Genomic DNA, 1,339 nt, shown 5'->3' on the forward strand with positions numbered 1-1,339 from the left:
GCTCAAGGCTGGGACGCCGTTGGGGATTGCTTTGAGCGCTGCGTCCACTGGGCTGGAGATCAAGGAAGCCTGTTCCACGGGGAGGGAGGAGCAGTGTACGAAGGCTAAGTATGTGGAGGTGGGGAAGTTCACGATGGGGGTTGGAGGAGGCGCTCTAGGAGGTTATATAGGATCAAGTTTGTGTCTTGCCGTATTGATACCAACAACCGGTCCAGGCTCACTGGCTTGTCTATTAATCGGTGGCGCGGCTGGGGGGGTTGTAGGAGGTGCGATTGGTAGCAGAGGTGGGGAAATGGTGGGTGAAAAACTCTATGAATATTGACAACTTCCTAAATCCTCTCATCATTTTTTGGATTGAGTTAGCCTTGTGTGTTTCGGTCGTCGTTGTCGTACTAATAGGTGTTTTCCTGGCCTATCGACGGCTGGAATACATGGAGCGGCTTTTGAATAAATGCAGTCTCGTCGTATTTCATTCCCGCTTTTGGGGCAACTCTGCGCGAGGAAGAATGATGCGGTTATCTGCAATTACAGTGGCAGTACTACAGCCAGAGAGGAATTTTAAGCGCGGCGTCATTGACTGGCAGCAAGTTCAGGAGTTCCCTCGTGGCCTTAAAAACCTGTTCAGGGGAATGCTCTTGGTTGGTGTGGTTTTCTTTGCCTTTGGTACCTATTTCTGGCTTTGCAAATAGTGTTAGGTATTGACTATCTCTTAAATTCTCGTGTTATGTTTTGGTTTCTGGTGGCGTTAATACTCTCTATCAATGTCGTTGTACTAATAGGCGTTTTTCTGGCCTATCGACGTCTCGACTACATGGAGCGCCTTCTGAACAAATGCAGTCTCGTTATCTTCCACTCTCAGTTTTGGGGCAACTCGCCGCGAGGAAGAATGATGCGGTTATCTGCGGTTGCAGTAGCCGTATTACTGCCAACATGGAATCTGAAGCGTGGTGTCATTGACTGGCAGCAAGTCCAGGAGTTTCCTCGCAGCCTGAAAAACTTGTTTCGTGGTATCTATTTCGTCATCGTCGTTGTCTTTATGTGCGGCGTCGTTTTTTGGCTGCGTAAATGAATTAGTGTTCAGTAGGAATGTTTTTCTTCAGTTGCCGAGCCAAAAAAGGCCCCGTGATCGAATGGAGTGCTGGGCAAAAAACTGGCTGGGTGCGACCAACCAAGGGAACTCTTTACATCATTTTGTGCTGGTGACGCTTCGCGTCAGTTGCGTTACCGCAGTCATATAATTTAACGGAATTAGTCCATTGGAATAGCTGTTAGGAAGTGTCTGACAGCTATTGCTAGGCGAGGGGGAGTCCATTTCCAAAGTTGATCGACGACGCGCGAA

2 protein-coding genes and 1 pseudogene are annotated in these 1,339 nt (G+C 48.6%); all 3 read left to right on the top strand.

All coding sequences use genetic code 11. From position 1 onward, the window contains the following. Positions 1–322: pseudogene (locus tag L9Z73_RS30630) on the top strand (hypothetical protein); the annotation flags it as partial. Next, positions 312–689 carry a hypothetical protein gene (locus tag L9Z73_RS30635; protein WP_247408699.1) on the top strand — a complete coding sequence of 126 codons (378 nt, stop codon included), beginning with the start codon at positions 312–314 and terminating at the stop codon, positions 687–689. The pseudogene L9Z73_RS30630 and the gene L9Z73_RS30635, both read left to right, overlap by 11 nt. Beyond that, positions 689–1,069 (top strand): hypothetical protein, encoded by a 381-nt coding sequence (locus L9Z73_RS30640; RefSeq protein ID WP_247408701.1) that lies wholly within the window; start codon positions 689–691, stop codon positions 1,067–1,069. Before L9Z73_RS30635 ends, L9Z73_RS30640 begins: the two co-directional genes overlap by 1 nt. Positions 1,070–1,339 lie beyond the last annotated feature (270 nt).

This window comes from Pseudomonas emilianonis (assembly GCF_023072625.1).
GTDB lineage: Bacteria > Pseudomonadota > Gammaproteobacteria > Pseudomonadales > Pseudomonadaceae > Aquipseudomonas > Aquipseudomonas paraveronii.

What these genes read in the sequence shown, in the direction of transcription:
- L9Z73_RS30635 (WP_247408699.1), top strand. Translation starts at nt 312, where the DNA reads ATGAATATTGACAACTTCCTAAATCCTCTCATCATTTTTTGGATTGAG.